We start from the raw sequence: 17,355 nt of genomic DNA, 5'->3' as shown, positions 1-17,355 counted from the left end.
TCCGTTTTTTTCGTCAACCCGAGGAGACAACCGCATGAAGCTCAAGACACTGACGACGCTGGCCGTGCTGGGCCTGATCGCGACGCTTGCGTCCGCTCAGCAGCAGGGCGTGAGCAAGGACGAGATCCGCATCGGCACCATCCAAGACCTGTCGGGTCCGCTCGCGGGCTTCGGCAAGCAGGCGCGCAACGGCATGCAGCTGCGGGTGGACGAACTCAACGAGCAGGGCAGCCTGAACGGCCGCAAGCTCAAGCTGTTCGTCGAAGACTCGGGCTACGACCCGAAGAAGGCGGTGCTGGCCGCGCAGAAGCTGGTGAACCAGGAAAAGATCTTCATCATGGCCGGCCACATCGGCACTGCGCAGAACATGGCGGCGATGCCGGTGCAGTTCGACAAGAACGTCGTCAACTTCATGCCCATTACCGCGGCACGCGAAATGTACGAACCGCTGAACCGGCTGAAGTATTCGTTCGCGGCCACCTACTACGACCAGATCCGCCTGGCCCTGCCGAAGATGATCAAGGACAAGGGCGCCAAGAAGGTCTGCACCATCTACCAGGACGACGAGTTCGGGCTCGAGGTGCAGCGCGGCGCGGAGGCGGGCCTGAAGGCCGCGAACATGGAGCTGGCCGAGAAAACCTCGTTCAAGCGCGGCGCCACCGACTTCAGCTCGCAGGTCGCGAAGATGAAAGCCGCCAACTGCGACCTCGTGGTGCTCGGCACCATCATCCGCGAGACCATCGGCACCGTGGGCGAGGCGCGCAAGACAGGCTTCAACCCGACCTTCCTGGGCTCGAGCGCGTCCTACACCGACCTGATCCACAAGCTGGGCGGCAAGGCGATGGATGGCGTCTACGCCACCATGACGGTGCAGAACCCCTACACCGACGAGCAGTCGCAGCCGCTGCGCTTCTGGGCCAACAAGTACAAGACCAAGTTCAATGAAGACCCGACGGTGTTCTCGGTGTATGGCTACGTGATCATCGATTCGTTCATCAAGGCGGCGACCAAGGCTGGCCCGAACCTCACGACCGACAGCTTCATCAAGGCCATGGACAGCATGACCTTCGAGCCCGACATGTTCGGCAGCCCGAAGAGCAACTACACGGCCACCAAGCGCCTGGGCAACGACCAGTCACGCCTGTCGCAGATCAAAGACGGCAAGTGGGTCGTGGTCTCCGACTATGTGACACCATGACGGGACCATGCCCAATTACTGGTTGATGAAATCCGAGCCCAATGAGGTCTCGATAGACGATGCGCTCACCGCACCCGGCGCCACTGTGGCGTGGACCGGCGTGCGCAACTATCAGGCACGCAACTTCATGCGCGACGGCATGAAGGTCGGCGACGGCGTGCTGTTCTATCACTCGAGCTGCCCGGAGCCGGGCATTGCCGGCATCGCGCGCGTGGCCTCGGGCATCAAGCCCGATCCGACGCAGTTCGATTCGAAGTCGCCTTACTACGACGCAGGCTCGAAGAAGGACGACCCGCGCTGGCTGCTGGTGGACGTGCAGGCGCTGCGCAAGACGCGGCTGCTGGCCTTGCCCGAGCTGCGAGCAAAGCCGGAGCTGACCGAGCTGGTCGTGCTGCGTAAGGGCAACCGGCTGTCGATCACGCCGGTCGAGCCTGCGCACTGGCGGATCATCGAGAAGATGCTGGCCTGACGGCCAGGTTGGCGCCGGCTGCTTAGCCGATCTTGTTCAGGATCGGGAACAGCTTGCCGAGCCCGTCGGCCATCACCTCGACCGCGAGCGCCGCAAGAATCAGCCCCATCAGCCGCGTCATGATGTTGATGCCGGTCTTGCCGAGCACGCGTGCAATAGGCTGTGCGAGCGAGAAGGCCAGGGCGGTGGCCAGCGCCACCACCACGCCGTAGCCCACCAGAATCGCAAGCTCCCACAGGTGCTGCGCCTTGTCGGCGTAGATGACCACGGTGGAGATGGTGGCCGGGCCGGTGAGCAGCGGAATGGTGAGCGGCACCACCGCAATCGACGCGCCCATCGACGCCTTCACCTCGGTGGCGCGCAGTTCCTCGACGTTGGTCTTGCTCTCGGCCGGCTTGGCGTTGAGCATCGACAGCGAACTCATGAGCAGCAGCAGGCCGCCGCCGACCTGGAAGCTCGCGATGGATATGCCGAAGAAGGACAGCAGCTGCAGACCCAGCAGCGCGCTCACCGCAATGACCACGAATGCGCTGAAGGCCGACATGCGCACCGTGTGGCGGCGCTGCGCGTCGCTGTAGCCCTGCGTGTAGTGGATGAAGAAAGGCACGATGGCCAGCGGGTTGACGATGGCCACCAGCGTCACCAGCGGCTTGATCAGGTCCATCGAGGTGCTCATGGTCAGCGGCCTCCGGTGACGTCGAGCAGGGCCATGGTGGTGTAGCTGGCCTCGGGCGAGAGCAGCCACAGGATGGCGCCGGCGATTTCGTCGGCGCTGCCGGTGCGCTGCATGGGCACGGTGGGCGCGAGGTCGAAGGCGCGGTCGGGCATGCCGCCGGAGGCGTGGATCTCGGTGTCGATCAGGCCGGGGCGTACCGCATTGACGCGGATGCCTTCGGCCGCCACTTCCTTGGCCAGGCCGATGGTGAAAGTGTCGATGGCGCCTTTGCTGGCGGCGTAGTCGACGTACTGGTCGGGTGAACCCAGCCGAGAGGCGCCGCTGGAGACGTTGACGATGGCGCCGCCCGCGCCGCCGTACTTCGTGCTCATGCGCCGCACGGCCTCGCGCGCGCAGATGAAGCTGCCAATCACGTTGATGCGGAACATGCGCTCCAGCCGGGCCACGCTCATGTCGGCGACGCGCGCCTGCACGTCGACCACGCCGGCATTGTTGACAAGGGCCGTGAGGCGGCCGAACCGGGCGTCGACCTTCTGGAACATGGCGAGCACCTGCGCCTCGTCGCCCACGTCGGCTTGCACAGCCATGGCGGCGCCGCCGTTTGCGCGGATGGTGCGCACCACCTCGTCGGCGGCCAGCGAATTGCTGGCGTAGTTGACGGCCACCGCGTAGCCGCGCTGCGCGGCGAGCAGGGCGGTGGCGGCGCCAATGCCGCGGCCGCCGCCCGTGATCAAGAGCACCTGGTCCAAAACCTACCTCCTGCAGAGAAACTGCGTGTCAGTTAAAACCGTTGGCTTGGATTACATCATCGGGGCACGCGCATGAGCACCAGCAAGACGATTGACTACTACTTTGCGCCACAGAGCCCGTGGACCTATCTGGGGCATTCCCGCTTTGCGGCGATTGCCGCGGCTGCGGGCGCCACGGTGCGCGTGCGGCCCATCGACCTGGGCAGCGTGTATCCGGTGTCGGGCGGGCTACCGCTGGGCAAGCGCGCGCCGCAGCGCCAGGCGTACCGGCTGGTCGACCTTGCACGCTGGTCGCGGCACCTCGGCCTGCCGGTGAACGTCAAGCCGAAGTTCTTTCCGGTGGCCAGCGACGACGCGGCGCGGGTCATCATCGCGGTCGACATGCACGACGGCACCGAGGCCGCCATGCGCATGAGCGAGGCGGTGTTCGCAGCCGTGTGGGTGCAAGAGCGCAACATCGGCGACCCGAAGGTGCTCGATTCGCTGATCGTCGAATGCGGGCTGTCGCCCAAGCGCGGCGAGCAGTCTCAGAGCCAGGCGGTTCAGGAGCGCTACGAGGCCTACACGCAGGAAGCCATCGACATCCAGGTGTTCGGCGCGCCCAGCTACGTGATCGACGGCGAGATTTTCTGGGGGCAGGACCGTCTCGACTTCGTCGAACGGGCGCTGCGCCCGTAACCCGGCATTTACTTATTTGCCATCTAGGAGCAAGACACATGGGTCAATTCATCGATCTCACCGCCAAGGACGGCTTCACCTTCCCCGCCTATGTGGCCGAACCGGCGGGCAAGCCGCGCGGCGCGGTGGTCGTGGTGCAGGAAATCTTCGGCGTGAATTCGCACATCCGTTCGGTGGCCGACGGCTATGCGGCCGAGGGCTACCTGGCCGTGGCGCCGTCGACCTTCCACCGCGTCAAGCAGGGCGTGGAGCTGGGCTACTCGGAAGACGACATGAAGAACGGCTTCGGCCTGAAGACCGCTGTCGAGGCGCTGCCGGCGCCGGGCGTGCTGCAGGACATCGAGGCGTCGATTGCCTACGCATCGAAGGCGGGCAAGGTCGGCATCGTCGGCTACTGCTGGGGCGGCCTGCTGGTGTGGCGCTCGGCGGCGCTGCTGCCGGGTCTGGCTGCTGCTGCGCCTTACTACGGCGGCGGCATGACCTCGCCGGAAGAAACGGCACGCCAGCCCAAGGTGCCGGTGCTCGCGCACTTCGGCAACCAGGATCACTGGATTCCGCTGGACACCATCGAGTCGTTCAAGAAGGCGCATCCGGAGGTGGAGGTGCATGTGTATCCGGTGGGCCACGGCTTCAACTGCGACCAGCGCGGCTCGTACGACGCCGACGCGGCCAAGCTGGCGCGCGAGCGCACGCTGGCGTTCTTCGCCAAGCACCTCGGCTGAGCCTGGCACTCGTTCTCCAATGAAAAAACCCGGCGCTGCCGGGTTTTTCATTTCATGAATGGCTCGGCTTGCGTGTCGTGGCGCCCGGGCCGACCCGGGTCTGCAGGAAGTCGAGCAGCGCGCGCAGTGCGGCGCTGTTGTGGCGCCGTTGCAGGTACGCGGCCGACAGCCACATGTCCTTGCGCGCGTAGTCCTGCAGCACAGGCACCAGCTCGCCGTGGTCGAGGTGCGATTGCACGAGGATCGACGGCAGGTAGATCACGCCGAAGCCGTGCATGGCCACGCGGATCAGCGGCGCGCCTTCGGTGCAGTCCATGCGGCTTTTCACCGGTATGTCGATCGGCGTGCCGTTGTCGTCGAAGCGCCACACCGGCTGCTGGCCCTGCGACGAGAAAGTGAGCGCCTCGTGGCCCGACAGGTCGCGCGGATGCTCGGGCTTGCCGTGCTTCTTCCAGTAGACCGGCGAGGCGCAGACCACCATGTTCATGAGGCGCAGCTTGCGCACGATCAGGTTTGCGTCCTCGACGGGGCCGCTGCGCAGCTCGACGTCGATGCCTTCCTCGGCGAGGTCGACGGCGCGGTTGGTCAGCTGCAGGCTGATCGTCACGTCGGGGTAGTAGCGCATGAAGTCGGCCAGCAGGTTCGGAAACTCGCCGCTGCCCATGCCGTGCGGGGCCGAGATGCGCAGCCGCCCGCCGGGCTGGCTGGCGCGGTCCTGCAGTTCGGACTGGGTGAGTTCGACCATCTCGAGCATCGGGGTGCTGCGCTCCAGCAGGAGCTGGCCGGCATCGGTGAGGCTCACGGAACGGGTGGAGCGGTTGAGAAGACGCACGCCGAAGCGGGTTTCCAGCTCGGCCACATACTTGCTGACGGTGGCCTTCGACATGTCGAGCCTCTTGGCTGCCTGGGAAAAACTGCCGTGCGAGGCGACTTCCCGGAAGGTTCTGATCAGATCGAGACTGTCCATGTGAATGAGTCCATTGTTTCCGTTTTGGGAACGCGATGGTTCGATTCTCCCGGGTTTTTCCTAACCGGCCTGGGCGACACTTCGGTTACACGCCGACGTCGCCAGCCCAGTTGGACCGTTGGAAGGAACTGAAATGAAGACCCCGAACATCATTGCCGCTGCCGTCCTGTTGCTGCTTGTCGCCTCCGGCGCGCAGGCGCAGGGCGCCCAGCAGGGCTTCGAGCCGGTGCAGCCGCTCAGGGCCGTCACCAGCCGCAGTGATGTGGTGGCCGGCGCGGATGCTGCGGCGCGCGGTGGCAATGTCTACGGCGACGTGGTTGCGGCGCCCCTGATCTCGCGGCCGAGTTCGCTTGACCGGGCGTCGGTTCGTGCCGAGGCCGTGGCCGCCGCCCACGCGCCGAACCAGAACCTGGACCGCCGCGCCTTCGCCAACAGCGAAGTGCCGCCGCAGTTCCAAGCATCGCGGCGATAAGCCGGAAGTCTTCTCCTGCAAGGCCGGGCCGGTGCGAACCGGACCCGGCTTTTTTCTGTTGGCATGCCTTGATGTCGGCATTGTTTCAATAGAGGAAACACCGTGTCTCTGAACCGAGTGTTTTGGCATGGCTGTTCGCCCGGAAACTCGCCGCACAGGCAAGCGAACCAGCAAGCCTGGTGGACGAACCATCCAACGAACATCCTAGGAGAACTGAATATGAAGACCTCGCAAATCCTCGCCGCTGCCGCCCTGACCCTGCTGGCCGCCACTGGCGCTCAAGCTGAAACGTACCAAGGCGTGAACACCGCCGTTTCGACCAAGAGCCGTGATGAAGTCAATGCCGAAGCCGTGCGTGCCGCATCGGCTCCGAACCAGAACGTGACCCGCGGTTCGCGCGGCCCGGAAACGGTCGCCGTGTCGAAGGACCGCGCAATCGTCGAAGCCGAAGCCGTTCGCACTTCCTACGCTCCCGACCAGAACGTGACTGGCGGCTCGCGCGTCAACAGCCGCGTCATCTCGACCATGCAAAACCCGATGGACGCTCGCGTTCAGGCCGAGCAAGGTTCGGGCGCTGTCGCCAAGTAATTGAAGCGGTCCTTCGGGGCCGTCGAAATGCAAAAGGGCCACGCGAAAGCGTGGCCCTTTTTCTTTGGCTGGCGATTCCGGAATCAGCGCGTACGCGCGAGATAGCGCTTGCGCCAGAAGATCAGCACCAGCACCACCGCGATGACCAGCATCGACGTCATCGCGATCCAGAAGCCGTCGGCCTTGTGCACGAGCGGGATGAACTCGAAGTTCATGCCGAAGATGCCCGCGATGAGGTTCAGCGGCAGGAACACGGCGGTGAGCACCGTCAGCACCCGCATGATGTCGTTGGCGCGGTGGCCCTGCACGCTGAAGTGCATTTGCACGGCGGTCTCGGCGTTCTGCTCCAGCCGGTGCACATGGTGCACCACGCGCTCGATGTGCTCGAGCACGTCGCGGCTGCGGATCATGATGAGTTCGCGCTCGCGCCGCTCCGTCTCGCCCTTGGGCACGGGGAGCGTTTCGAGCGAGTCGATCCAGTCCTGCATGGCGGCGCGCTGGTCTTCGCAGATCTCGTCCAGGTGGTGCAGCGACTGGCGCGCCTCCATCAGCGCGCCCCAATTGGTGAAGCGGCTGCGCGGGTCGATCAGCTCGGTCTGCCAGTGGTCCAGCTGCTTGGTGAGTTCGCGCCGCAGGTCGAGGTAGCCGTCGACGATCTGGTTGATGACGCGCAGCATCAGGTCCGAAGGGCTGGTCGGCAGGCGGGCCGAGGTGGCGCGCACGTCGAGCGCAGGGGCGCCGCGGTCGTCGGGCGAGGCGGCCGCCAGCAGGCGCGTGGCGAAGGCGTCGCGCACCGCGCCGTCTTCCGGGTGCACCGACAGCAGCACGCGGTCGAACACCGCGAAGCCCACCGGGCGGGTGTCGACGCGGCGCAGCACGGGCGGGCCGCTACGGGGCAAGGGCGGGGCTTCGCTGCCATTGCCCTTGCCGTTGCCCAGCGCCGCCTGGCCCTGTCCGTTGGCCAGCCGCCGGAACACCAGCACGTCGTACTGCGAGGTGTAGTCGTAGTGGGAGGGCAACTGGTCGTTGAGCAGGTCGGCCACGTGCAGGTCGACCAGTTGCGTGAGGCACAGCGTCTGCAGGATCTGCTGCGCCTCGGCCAGCGAGGCCCGGAATTCTTCCCGTGTGAGCGAGATCCAGAGGTAGCCGCCGGTGCCGCACGCGCCCGGCACGGTCAGCGGTGCCAGCGCGGCATGCTCGCTGACCTGCGAGCGGTTGATTTCGAAGATGCGCATGCCGGCGCTGTTACTTCTGCAGCAGTCGCGCGGCGTCGAGCGCGAAATAGGTCAGCACGCCGTCGGCGCCGGCGCGCTTGAAGGCCAGCAGGCTTTCGAGCACCACGGCGTCGTGGTCGAGCCAGCCGTTCTGGGCTGCGGCCTTGAGCATCGCGTACTCGCCGCTCACCTGGTAGGCGAAGGTCGGCACATGGAACTGGTCTTTCACGCGGCGCACGATGTCGAGGTAGGGCATGCCGGGCTTCACCATCACCATGTCGGCGCCTTCGGCGATGTCGATGGCGACTTCGCGCAGGGCCTCGTCGCTGTTGCCGGGGTCCATCTGGTAGACCTTCTTGTTGCTCTTGCCGAGCGTGGCGGCCGAGCCCACGGCGTCGCGGAAGGGGCCGTAGAAGGCGCTGGCGTACTTGGCGCTGTAGGCCATGATGCGCGTGTGAATGTCGCCGCGGGCTTCGAGCGCGGTGCGGATGGCGCCGATGCGGCCGTCCATCATGTCGCTTGGCGCCACAATGTCCACGCCGGCCTGCGATTGTGTGAGCGCCTGCTTCACCAGTACTTCGACGGTCGCGTCATTGAGGATGTAGCCAGTGTCGTCGAGCAGGCCGTCCTGGCCGTGGCTGGTGTAGGGGTCGAGGGCAACGTCGGTCATCACGCCCAGTTCGGGGAAGCGCGCCTTGAGGGCGGCCACCACGCGGGGAATCAGCCCGTCGGGGTTGAAGGCTTCGCTGCCGTCGGGCGTCTTGAGACTGGCGTCGATCACCGGGAACAGGGCCATCACCGGGATGCCGGCCGCCACGCACTGCTCGGCCACGGGCAGCAGTTGGTCGAGGCTCAGGCGGTCCACGCCGGGCATCGAGGGGACGGCATCGCGACGTTTCTCGCCTTCCTGCACGAACACTGGGTAGATCAGGTCGTTGACCGTCAGCGCGTGTTCTCGTACCAGATTGCGGGTGAAAGCGTCGCGCCGCAGGCGCCGCGGCCGCCCGGCGGGGAACATGGCCAGAGGGGAAGATGATGACGTCATATATCCAAAATTGTGCCTGAAGCGATCTTTCACAGACTTTCTCTCCGAGTGTCCAGTTGTCTGACAACTACGGAAATTCGTAGAACCAAGGTACTCAAATTTTTGCTTCAAATGTCAAAGAAAGTGCCTCAGTCGCTTGAAACCTTGTTTCGTCTTTGTTAAATTCTGAAGCGGGCGGCTTGCCGCTCCCCGCTTTTCCTCCCTGAGCGGGTGCCTTGATGTGTGACAGCAAAAGGGCTTCCCAGCCCGACGTGAAGACGTCGGGCTTTTTTTTGCCCTCTGTACGGGGGCATCGCCGCAAAAGCGGGGTCGACGAGAGGGGCGCCACTAAACTGCCGCCATGCTCTGGGTCAAATCTCTTCACATCGTCTTCATTGCAAGCTGGTTCGCGGGGTTGTTCTACCTGCCCCGTATCTTTGTCAATCTGGCGATGGTGCCGCCCGAGTCGGTGGCCGAGCGGGAGCGGCTGCTGTTGATGGCACGCAAGCTCATGCGATTCACGACTTTCCTGGCGGTTCCCGCGCTCGGCTTCGGCCTGTGGCTGTGGCTGGGCTACGGCATCGGGCGCGGCCCGGGCAACGGGTGGATGCACGCCAAGCTGGCGCTGGTGCTGGTGGCCATCGGCTATCACCACGGCTGCGGTGTGCTGCTGCGCCGTTTCGTGGCGGGCGAGAACCGGCGCAACGACCGCTGGTTCCGCTGGTTCAACGAGCTGCCGGTGCTGCTGCTGCTGGGCATCGTGATCCTGGTGGTCGTCAAGCCGTTCTGAGCCCGGTGCACACGGTGGAGAGGCCGCACAAGTCCGCCGCGCTCCCCCTGGCGCTCGCGTACGCGGCGCTGATCGTCTACGCCAGTCTCTATCCGTTCGCCGACTGGCGCGACCAGGGGATCGCGCCGTGGGCCTATCTGTGGGCGCCCTGGCCCAAGTACTGGACGGGCTTCGACTTCGCCGTCAACGTGGTGGGCTATGTGCCCTTCGGCTTCCTGTGTGCCTTGGCAGTGTTGCGCACGCGCCGGGCCACCAGCGTCTGGTATGCGGTGCTGCGTGCTACCGTGGCGGGGGCGGCGATCGCGTTCGCCATGGAGACGCTGCAGAGCTACCTGCCCGCACGCATCCCTTCCAACGTGGACCTGGGGCTCAACACGACGGGTGCGGTCCTTGGCGCGGTGCTGGCGGCGGGGCTGGAGCGGCTGGGAGCGGTTGCCCACTGGAGCCGCGCGCGTTCGCAGTGGTTCGCCGAGGACTCGCGCGGCGGGCTGGTGCTGCTCGCGCTGTGGCCTTTTGCGCTGCTGTTCCCGGCGGCCGTCACCTTCGGGCTGGGGCAGGTGTTCGAGCGGCTCGAAGTGGCGATCTCCGAATGGCTGCTCGACACGCCCTTCATCGACTGGCTGCCGCTGCGGCAGTTCGAGCTCGAACCGTTGGTGCCGGCGGTGGAGCTGCTGTGCGTGATGCTCGGCGCACTGGTGCCGTGCCTGCTGGGCTATCTGGTGGCGCGCTCCGTGGTCCAGCGCGCGGTGCTGCTGCCGCTGACGCTGCTGGCAGGCATCGCGGCCTCGGCGTTGTCGGCGGCCTTGAGCTATGGGCCCGAGCACGCATGGGCGTGGCTGGGCCTGCCGGTGCAAGTCGGCATGGCCGCGGCGTTCTTCGCCGGCGTGTTGTTGCTGTTCGCGCCGCGCCGCTTGTGTGCGGCGCTGCTGCTGGTGGGGCTCGTGCTGCAGTTGAGCCTGCTGAACCAGGCGCCCGAGAGCGCGTACTTCGCGCAGACCCTGGCCACCTGGGAGCAGGGGCGCTTCATCCGCTTCCATGGGCTGGCGCAGTGGCTGGGCTGGACCTGGCCCTTCGCGGTGTTGGCGTATGTGGTGGTCGCCCTGTCGCGCCGGGGGCGGCCCAATGCCGTCACGACGGTCTGAGCGTTTGAAGGCATGAACACGGGGCCAGGGGCGGTCACTAAAATCTGCCGATGCCCAGTTCTTCCACAGCCGCGCCGTCCGGCTATTACGGCCGCCACATCTTCTTCTGCCTCAATGAGCGCAAGAACGGCGAAGACTCCTGCTCCATGCACAACGCACAGGAAGGCTTCGACCGCTGCAAGGCGAAGGTCAAGGAAGAGGGGCTATCCGGGCCCGGCAAGGTGCGCGTCAACAAGGCCGGCTGCCTCGACCGCTGCGCGGGCGGGCCGGTGGCCGTGGTGTACCCCGAGGCCGTCTGGTACACCTTCGTCGACGGCGATGACATCGACGAGATCGTCGAGTCGCACCTGAAGAACGGCCAGGTTGTCGAGCGGTTGCTGTTGCCTCCCGATGTCGGCCGCTGAACTTTTCCGCCGACCCTTTGCTCGTACTTTGCGCCAATGAATTCCCAGACCGAAAAGATCAGCCTCCAGGGCGCCGCCGGCGCGATCGAGGTTCAACGCGACCAGCCTGCCGGCACCCCGCGCGGCATCGCAGTCATCGCCCATCCCCACCCGCTGTTCGGCGGCACGATGGACAACAAGGTGGTGCAGACGCTGGCGCGCGCATTCGTCGCCAGCGGGTGGACCACGGTGCGTTTCAACTTCCGCGGCGTGGGCGCCAGCGAAGGCGTGCACGACGAAGGGCGCGGCGAGCTGGAAGACATGTTGAATGTCGTCGGCCAGCTCGCTCCCGAGGGGCCGCTGGCGATCGCTGGTTTTTCTTTCGGCGCTTTCGTCGCGACCGGTGCCGCCGCAAAGCTCTGGACCGAACGCGACATCCGCCAGATCGTGCTGGTGGGCACGGCCGCCGCGCGCAACACCGTGGCCACGCTGCCGGCCGAGGCGCACGAGCGCATGCTGGTGGTTCATGGCGAAGCCGACGACACCGTGGCGCTGTCCGCCGTGATGGACTGGGCGCGGCCGCAGTCACTTCCTGTCACAGTCGTCCCCGGGGGCGGCCACTTCTTTCACGGACAATTGCCGCTGCTCAAAAGTCTCGTGGTTCGCCATCTGCGCGCGGACGTCGCATGAAAGCCTCGCAGGCTTGTTTTCGTCTCTTTCCAAACTCCCCATGAATCGTTTTCTTGGCGCGCTCCGCGCGCTGGTCTTTACCGCCGCCGCATCCGTCAGCCTGATCGCCGCCGCCCAGGTGCCGGCACCGCCTGAAATTGCCGCGCGCAGCTACCTGCTGCTCGACGTGACCGCGAACCAGATCCTGGCCCAGAAGGACATCGACAGCCCGGTCGAGCCGGCTTCGCTCACCAAGCTGATGTCGGCCTACCTGGTGTTCGATGCGCTGCGCGCCAAGAAGATCACGCTGACCCAGACGCTGCCAGTCAGCCCGCGCGCCTGGAAAATGCCTGGTTCGCGCATGTTCATCGACCCCAAGATGCAGGTGCCGGTGGAAGACCTGATCAAGGGCCTGATCGTGCAGTCGGGCAACGACGCCACGGTGGCGCTGGCCGAAGGCGTTGGCGGCACGGTGGAGCACTTCGTCGAGATGATGAATGCCCAGGCCAAGGCGCTGGGCATGAAGAACACGAGCTACAAGAACCCCGAAGGCCTGACGGCGCCCGGCCACACCACCACGGCCCGCGACCTGAGCATCCTGGCGACCCGCCTGGTGCGCGACTTCCCCGAGGAAGCCAAGTACTACGCGATCAAGAAGTACCGCTACCCGGGCACCCCGTCGACCAACGACACCAACCGCAACCTGCTCTTGTTCCGCGACCCGACCGTCGACGGCCTGAAGACCGGGCATACCGAGGCGGCCGGCTACTGCATGATCGCCACCGCCAAGCGCGATTTTCCCAACTTGACCGGCGGCCGTCGCCTGCTGTCGATCGTGCTGGGCACCACGGGCGAGACTGTGCGCGCCAACGAATCGCAGAAGCTGCTGAACTGGGGTTACACAGCCTACGACGCCGTTCGCCTGTTCGACGCCGGCCAGCCGGCCGCAACCCCGGCCGTCTGGAAGGGCAAGGCGAACACGCTGAAGCTGGGCCGCCCGGAAGCCATCGTGGTCGCGGTGCCGGCCGGCACTGCTAGCAAGATCAAGACCCAGGTGTCGCGCCCCGATCCGCTGGTGGCGCCGTTCACCAAGTACCAGGCCGTCGGTTCGCTCAAGGTCACCCTGGACGACCAGCCGGTCGCCGACGTGCCCCTGGTCGCCCTGGAAGCCGTCGAGCAGGCAGGGATATTCGGCCGCGCCTGGGACGCCGTGCGGCTCTGGATCAAGTAGGCCGGAGGGGTGACAAGGCCGCCGGCGGTCTTCCGCCGCGGCTGACCTTGCCGTTTCAGACTCGTTTGCTATACTCGTGGGCTTTTCGGAAATTTCCGAAGGGTTTCACGTTTTCGTTATTCCCGGCTTCCTTGCCTTGCGTCACGTCAAGGACCAAGGGCGGTTTTGCAACCAGGGCCGGGTTGTTTTGGGACTAATTCATTCATGCCAACCATCAATCAACTGGTGCGTCAGGGTCGAACGGTCGAAAAGATCAATTCGAAGAGCCCTGCCATGCAGAACTCGCCGCAACGTCGCGGTGTCTGCACCCGCGTCTACACCACGACGCCCAAGAAGCCCAACTCGGCGCTTCGTAAAGTTGCCAAGGTCCGTCTGACCAATGGCTTCGAAGTCATCTCCTACATCGGCGGCGAAGGCCACAACCTGCAGGAACACAGCGTCGTGCTGGTTCGCGGCGGTCGTGTCAAGGACTTGCCCGGTGTGCGCTACCACATCGTGCGCGGTTCGCTCGACTTGCAAGGCGTGAAAGACCGCAAGCAGTCGCGTTCCAAGTACGGCGCGAAGCGTCCCAAGAAGGCTTAAGCCTTCCTGTCGTCAAAAAACAAACGGTGTTCGGTTGCCTTGGCGGGCACATCGAACGAAGTGACCCACTGTCGGGTCGAGTAAGTGAGAGTCCTGACTGGCTCTCGCGGTACCGGAAACGGTGCCAACTGAAGCAAAGAGGTTAGAAAAATGCCACGTCGTCGCGAAGTCCCCAAACGTGAAATCCTGCCGGATCCCAAGTACGGCAATGTCGAGCTGTCGAAGTTCATGAACGTGATCATGGAAGGCGGCAAGAAGGCTGTTGCCGAGCGCATCATTTACGGTGCACTCGAATTCATCGAAAAGAAGAACCCGGACAAAGACCCGCTCGAAGCTTTCACCGTTGCCATCAACAACGTGAAGCCGATGGTCGAAGTGAAGTCGCGCCGCGTTGGCGGTGCGAACTATCAAGTGCCGGTCGAAGTCCGCCCTGTCCGTCGCCTCGCCCTGTCGATGCGCTGGATCAAGGAAGCTGCCCGCAAGCGCGGTGAAAAGTCGATGGCCCTGCGTCTGGCCAACGAACTGATGGAAGCCACGGAAGGCCGTGGCGGCGCCATGAAGAAGCGCGACGAAGTGCACCGCATGGCAGAAGCCAACCGGGCGTTCAGCCACTTCCGCTTCTAAAAATCAAACTTCGCTTGGGCGTTGGGTGCTGAGTGTCGGGCGTTGTGCCCGTGCTCGGGGCCCAGCGCTCAACGCATTTCAACCCGAAAGTAAATCATGTCCCGCAAGACCCCCATCGAGCGCTACCGCAACATCGGCATCTCCGCGCACATCGACGCTGGCAAGACCACGACGACCGAACGTATCCTGTTCTACACCGGTGTGAACCACAAGATCGGTGAAGTGCACGACGGCGCCGCCACGATGGACTGGATGGAGCAAGAGCAAGAGCGTGGCATCACGATCACGTCCGCTGCCACCACCTGCTTCTGGAAGGGCATGGCCGGCAAGTTCGACGAACACCGCATCAACATCATCGACACCCCCGGCCACGTGGACTTCACCATTGAAGTCGAGCGCTCGATGCGCGTGCTGGACGGCGCTGTCATGGTGTACGACGCCGTCGGCGGCGTGCAGCCCCAGTCGGAAACCGTCTGGCGCCAGGCCAACAAGTACAAGGTGCCCCGTCTCGCGTTCGTCAACAAGATGGACCGCACCGGCGCCGACTTCCTGCGCGTGCGCCAGATGATGGTGGACCGCCTGAAGGCCAACCCCGTCGTGATCCAGATCCCGATCGGTGCCGAAGAGCACTTCCAGGGCATCGTCGACCTCGTGAAGATGAAGGCGATCATCTGGGACGAAGACAAGGGCGTGACGTTCCAGTACGGCGAGATCCCCGCCAACCTGGTCGACGTCTGCAACGAATACCGCGAAAAGCTCGTCGAAGCGGCTGCCGAAGCCAGCGAAGAGCTGATGAACAAGTACCTCGAAGGCAATGAGCTGACCGAGGAAGAAATCAAGGCAGCCATTCGCAAGCGCACCATCGCCGGCGAAATCCAGCCGATGCTGTGCGGCTCGGCCTTCAAGAACAAGGGCGTGCAGGCCATGCTCGACGCCGTCGTCGAATACATGCCCGCGCCGACCGACATTCCCCCGGTCAACGGCCTGGACGAAGACGAAGCGCCTGTCATCCGCAAGGCTGACGACAGCGAGAAGTTCTCGGCCCTGGCATTCAAGCTGATGACCGACCCGTTCGTGGGCCAGCTGACCTTCGTGCGCGTCTACTCTGGCGTGTTGACCAAGGGCGACAGCGTCTACAACCCGGTGCGCGGCAAGAAGGAGCGTATCGGCCGTATCGTGCAGATGCACGCCAACAACCGCGAAGAAGTCAACGAAATCCGCGCCGGCGACATCGCTGCCTGCGTGGGCCTGAAGGAAGTGACCACGGGCGAAACCCTGTGCGACCCGACGGCCATCGTGACCCTCGAGCGCATGGTGTTCCCGGAATCGGTGATCTCGCAGGCTGTTGAGCCCAAGACCAAAGCCGACCAGGAAAAGATGGGCATCGCCCTGCAACGCCTGGCTCAGGAAGATCCTTCGTTCCGCGTCAAGACCGACGAAGAATCGGGCCAGACCATCATCGCCGGCATGGGCGAGCTCCACCTTGAAATCATCGTGGACCGCATGAAGCGCGAATTCGGCGTGGAAGCCAACGTGGGCAAGCCGCAAGTGGCTTACCGCGAAACGATCCGCAAGACCGTCGAAGATGCCGAAGGCAAGTTCGTTCGCCAGTCGGGCGGCAAGGGCCAGTACGGTCACGTCATCCTGAAGCTCGAGCCGCAGGAAGCGGGCAAGGGCTTCGAGTTCGTTGACGCCATCAAGGGCGGTGTGGTTCCTCGCGAATACATCCCCGCGGTGGAAAAGGGCGTTGTCGAAGCGCTGACGCAAGGCGTGCTGGCGGGCTACCCCGTCGTGGACGTCAAGGTCACGCTGCACTTCGGTTCGTACCACGACGTGGACTCGAACGAAATGGCGTTCAAGATGGCCGCCATCTTCGGTTTCAAGGAAGGCGCTCGCAAGGCCAGCCCCGTGATCCTCGAGCCGATGATGGCCGTGGAAGTCGAAACGCCTGAAGACTACGCCGGCAACGTGATGGGCGACCTGTCGTCCCGCCGCGGCATGGTGCAGGGCATGGACGACATGATCGGTGGCGGCAAGTCCATCAAGGCCGAAGTGCCGCTGTCGGAAATGTTCGGCTACTCGACCACGCTGCGCTCGATGTCGCAAGGCCGCGCCACGTACACGATGGAGTTCAAGCACTACGCTGAAGCTCCCCGTAACGTCGCCGAAGCCATCGTGGCCGCTCGCGCCAAGTAAGCAATTCAATTTCGAATCTGTCTGCGACCGTGTGCCCCTCGCTGCCCGTGGCGAGGGAACCAGCAATGCGGTGCAGACATAAAACCCAATCACGGGCACTGCTCTTTCAAGGATTGAAAAATGGCAAAAGGTAAATTCACCCGCACCAAGCCGCACGTGAACGTGGGCACGATCGGTCACGTTGACCACGGCAAGACCACGCTGACGGCTGCGATCGCAACGGTTCTGTCGGCCAAGTTCGGCGGCGAAGCCAAGGCCTACGACCAGATCGACGCTGCGCCTGAAGAAAAGGCCCGCGGCATCACGATCAACACCGCGCACGTCGAGTACGAGACGGCCAACCGTCACTACGCACACGTCGACTGCCCCGGTCACGCCGACTACGTGAAGAACATGATTACCGGCGCTGCCCAGATGGACGGCGCGATCCTGGTGTGCTCGGCCGCCGACGGCCCGATGCCCCAGACCCGTGAACACATCCTGCTGGCTCGCCAGGTGGGCGTGGGCTACATCATCGTGTTCCTGAACAAGTGCGACATGGTCGACGACAAGGAACTGCTCGAGCTGGTCGAAATGGAAGTTCGCGAACTCCTCGACAAGTACGAATTCCCCGGCGACGACACCCCGATCATTCACGGCTCGGCCAAGCTCGCCCTGGAAGGCGACAAGGGCGAACTGGGCGAAGGCGCCATCATGAAGCTGGCCGAAGCCCTGGACACGTACATCCCGACGCCTGAGCGCGCCGTGGATGGCACGTTCCTGATGCCCGTGGAAGACGTGTTCTCGATCTCGGGTCGCGGCACCGTGGTGACCGGCGCTGTCGAGCGCGGCGTGATCAAGGTTGGTGAAGAAATCGAAATCGTGGGCATCCGCCCGACGGTCAAGACCACCTGCACCGGCGTGGAAATGTTCCGCAAGCTGCTGGACCAAGGTCAAGCTGGCGACAACGTCGGCGTGCTGCTGCGCGGCACGAAGCGCGAA

At 64.6% G+C, this 17,355-nt stretch carries 20 protein-coding genes; 15 read left to right on the top strand and 5 right to left on the bottom strand.

Features of this window, described 5'->3' with window-relative positions:
* Positions 1–34: 34 nt before the first annotated feature.
* Both ACSFBF_RS16770 and ACSFBF_RS16765 read left to right on the top strand, forming a co-directional pair.
* Positions 35–1,198, top strand: a complete 1,164-nt coding sequence (locus ACSFBF_RS16770) for an ABC transporter substrate-binding protein (protein ID WP_435468845.1) — start codon at positions 35–37, stop codon at positions 1,196–1,198.
* A 7-nt stretch (positions 1,199–1,205) separates the two neighbouring features.
* Positions 1,206–1,667, top strand: a complete 462-nt coding sequence (locus ACSFBF_RS16765; RefSeq protein WP_435468843.1) for an EVE domain-containing protein — start codon at positions 1,206–1,208, stop codon at positions 1,665–1,667.
* Positions 1,668–1,689: 22 nt separating this feature from the next.
* On the opposite strand, the gene ACSFBF_RS16760 is transcribed toward ACSFBF_RS16765, so the two are convergent.
* Both ACSFBF_RS16760 and ACSFBF_RS16755 read right to left on the bottom strand, forming a co-directional pair.
* Positions 1,690–2,343 carry a MarC family protein gene (locus ACSFBF_RS16760; protein ID WP_081270399.1) on the bottom strand — a complete coding sequence of 218 codons (654 nt, stop codon included), beginning with the start codon at positions 2,341–2,343 and terminating at the stop codon, positions 1,690–1,692.
* A 2-nt stretch (positions 2,344–2,345) separates the two neighbouring features.
* Positions 2,346–3,092 (bottom strand): SDR family oxidoreductase, encoded by a 747-nt coding sequence (locus ACSFBF_RS16755; protein WP_435468841.1) that lies wholly within the window; start codon positions 3,090–3,092, stop codon positions 2,346–2,348.
* A 72-nt stretch (positions 3,093–3,164) separates the two neighbouring features.
* Between ACSFBF_RS16755 and ACSFBF_RS16750 the strand changes: the two genes are divergently transcribed.
* Both ACSFBF_RS16750 and ACSFBF_RS16745 read left to right on the top strand, forming a co-directional pair.
* The gene (locus tag ACSFBF_RS16750; protein ID WP_435468839.1) at positions 3,165–3,770 is read left to right on the top strand and encodes a 2-hydroxychromene-2-carboxylate isomerase; all 606 of its coding nucleotides are present in this window, start codon (positions 3,165–3,167) and stop codon (positions 3,768–3,770) included.
* A 38-nt stretch (positions 3,771–3,808) separates the two neighbouring features.
* Positions 3,809–4,492: a dienelactone hydrolase family protein gene (locus ACSFBF_RS16745; protein WP_435468837.1), complete on the top strand. Its 684-nt coding sequence runs from the start codon at positions 3,809–3,811 to the stop codon at positions 4,490–4,492.
* Between the two features lie 52 nt (positions 4,493–4,544).
* Here the strand turns inward: ACSFBF_RS16745 and ACSFBF_RS16740 are convergent, their stop codons facing one another.
* Positions 4,545–5,459 carry a LysR family transcriptional regulator gene (locus ACSFBF_RS16740; RefSeq protein ID WP_435468835.1) on the bottom strand — a complete coding sequence of 305 codons (915 nt, stop codon included), beginning with the start codon at positions 5,457–5,459 and terminating at the stop codon, positions 4,545–4,547.
* 133 nt (positions 5,460–5,592) lie between these two features.
* Here ACSFBF_RS16740 and ACSFBF_RS16735 point away from each other — a divergent pair, with 133 nt between their 5' ends.
* Positions 5,593–5,931 carry an alpha/beta hydrolase gene (locus ACSFBF_RS16735; RefSeq protein ID WP_435468833.1) on the top strand — a complete coding sequence of 113 codons (339 nt, stop codon included), beginning with the start codon at positions 5,593–5,595 and terminating at the stop codon, positions 5,929–5,931.
* A gap of 219 nt (positions 5,932–6,150) precedes the next feature.
* Positions 6,151–6,519: a DUF4148 domain-containing protein gene (locus ACSFBF_RS16730; protein ID WP_435468831.1), complete on the top strand. Its 369-nt coding sequence runs from the start codon at positions 6,151–6,153 to the stop codon at positions 6,517–6,519.
* Positions 6,520–6,602: 83 nt separating this feature from the next.
* On the opposite strand, the gene ACSFBF_RS16725 is transcribed toward ACSFBF_RS16730, so the two are convergent.
* Positions 6,603–7,754, bottom strand: a complete 1,152-nt coding sequence (locus ACSFBF_RS16725; protein ID WP_435468829.1) for a magnesium transporter CorA family protein — start codon at positions 7,752–7,754, stop codon at positions 6,603–6,605.
* A 10-nt stretch (positions 7,755–7,764) separates the two neighbouring features.
* On the bottom strand, positions 7,765–8,751 hold the full coding sequence (gene hemB, locus ACSFBF_RS16720; RefSeq protein ID WP_435468827.1) for a porphobilinogen synthase: 987 nt from the start codon (positions 8,749–8,751) through the stop codon (positions 7,765–7,767).
* 367 nt (positions 8,752–9,118) lie between these two features.
* On the opposite strand from hemB, the gene ACSFBF_RS16715 reads away from it, so the two are divergent.
* From ACSFBF_RS16715 to tuf, 9 genes are all read left to right on the top strand, one after another.
* Positions 9,119–9,547 (top strand): CopD family protein, encoded by a 429-nt coding sequence (locus ACSFBF_RS16715; RefSeq protein ID WP_056522085.1) that lies wholly within the window; start codon positions 9,119–9,121, stop codon positions 9,545–9,547.
* Positions 9,548–9,561: 14 nt separating this feature from the next.
* Positions 9,562–10,689, top strand: coding sequence for a VanZ family protein (locus ACSFBF_RS16710; RefSeq protein ID WP_435470041.1), 1,128 nt, complete (start codon positions 9,562–9,564; stop codon positions 10,687–10,689).
* 50 nt (positions 10,690–10,739) lie between these two features.
* Complete coding sequence (locus tag ACSFBF_RS16705) at positions 10,740–11,093, top strand: (2Fe-2S) ferredoxin domain-containing protein (protein WP_435468824.1); 354 nt, start codon at positions 10,740–10,742, stop codon at positions 11,091–11,093.
* Between the two features lie 36 nt (positions 11,094–11,129).
* Positions 11,130–11,762 carry an alpha/beta hydrolase gene (locus tag ACSFBF_RS16700; protein ID WP_258352515.1) on the top strand — a complete coding sequence of 211 codons (633 nt, stop codon included), beginning with the start codon at positions 11,130–11,132 and terminating at the stop codon, positions 11,760–11,762.
* A 40-nt stretch (positions 11,763–11,802) separates the two neighbouring features.
* Positions 11,803–12,972 carry a D-alanyl-D-alanine carboxypeptidase family protein gene (locus ACSFBF_RS16695; RefSeq protein ID WP_435468822.1) on the top strand — a complete coding sequence of 390 codons (1,170 nt, stop codon included), beginning with the start codon at positions 11,803–11,805 and terminating at the stop codon, positions 12,970–12,972.
* A gap of 204 nt (positions 12,973–13,176) precedes the next feature.
* Positions 13,177–13,554 (top strand): 30S ribosomal protein S12, encoded by a 378-nt coding sequence (gene rpsL / locus ACSFBF_RS16690; protein ID WP_013543948.1) that lies wholly within the window; start codon positions 13,177–13,179, stop codon positions 13,552–13,554.
* 150 nt (positions 13,555–13,704) lie between these two features.
* Positions 13,705–14,178 (top strand): 30S ribosomal protein S7, encoded by a 474-nt coding sequence (gene rpsG, locus ACSFBF_RS16685; protein ID WP_101491328.1) that lies wholly within the window; start codon positions 13,705–13,707, stop codon positions 14,176–14,178.
* A 96-nt stretch (positions 14,179–14,274) separates the two neighbouring features.
* Positions 14,275–16,374 carry an elongation factor G gene (gene fusA, locus ACSFBF_RS16680; RefSeq protein WP_435468820.1) on the top strand — a complete coding sequence of 700 codons (2,100 nt, stop codon included), beginning with the start codon at positions 14,275–14,277 and terminating at the stop codon, positions 16,372–16,374.
* Positions 16,375–16,494: 120 nt separating this feature from the next.
* On the top strand, positions 16,495–17,355 hold an 861-nt coding region (gene tuf / locus ACSFBF_RS16675; protein ID WP_435468818.1), incomplete at its 3' end, for an elongation factor Tu.

This window comes from Variovorax nivicola, from assembly GCF_051216475.1.
Lineage (GTDB): Bacteria > Pseudomonadota > Gammaproteobacteria > Burkholderiales > Burkholderiaceae_C > Variovorax.
Note: the sequence above shows the minus strand (reverse complement) of the source record. Positions and strands in the feature narration are given on the sequence as shown.